The sequence below is a fragment of the Dyadobacter sp. genome (assembly GCF_051859145.1).
In the GTDB taxonomy this organism is placed as follows: domain Bacteria; phylum Bacteroidota; class Bacteroidia; order Cytophagales; family Spirosomataceae; genus Dyadobacter.
The window spans coordinates 1-547 of the sequence record NZ_JBHYGF010000143.1 but is presented as its reverse complement, the minus strand read 5'-3'; the positions used below and the strand labels follow the sequence as shown (position 1 = coordinate 547).

Annotated in this window: 1 protein-coding gene; it reads right to left on the bottom strand. The window is 50.3% G+C overall.

Going from position 1 to position 547, the window contains the following annotated elements:
* Positions 1 to 547 (bottom strand): SDR family NAD(P)-dependent oxidoreductase (locus tag ACTIE6_RS09890; protein WP_439556482.1); only part of this gene is annotated, 547 nt, incomplete at both ends.

The following is a 547-nucleotide window of genomic DNA, read 5'->3' as shown; positions in this document are numbered from 1 at the left end:
CGGACACGGTAATCCGCTCGCCAGTTACCCAGCCGGCTTCATCCGAGGCCAGGAATACGGCGACTTTTGCAATATCTTCCGGCTGACCGATCCGGCCAAGTGGTGTGAGCGGTAGCATTTGTTTTTCGATGTCTCCACCGATGATGCCCATTTCGTGGTTCCCTTCGGTGTCAGTCACACCCGGAGCAATGGTGTTAATTCGGATATTTTTCGGGCCCAATTCTTTCGCCAACGTTTTGGTGACATTGTCGATACCGGCTTTGGCTGCAGAATACACCATTACACCGGGGATCGGGTTTTGGCTTACCGTCGAGCTGACATTGATAATGCTCCCGCCATTTTCACCAAATAAGTTCACTGCCTGCTGAATCGTCAAAATCGGCCCCATCAAGTGGGTATTCACCTGTACATGAAAGCTCTCCTCCGATATTCCATCGAGTAATTCGATCCTGAAAACGCCTGCATTGTTTACCAGGATATCCAGCTGACCAAATGTCTCCACCGTTTCGTTCAAGAGCCTTTTGATGTCAGCGAGTCTGGAAATGTC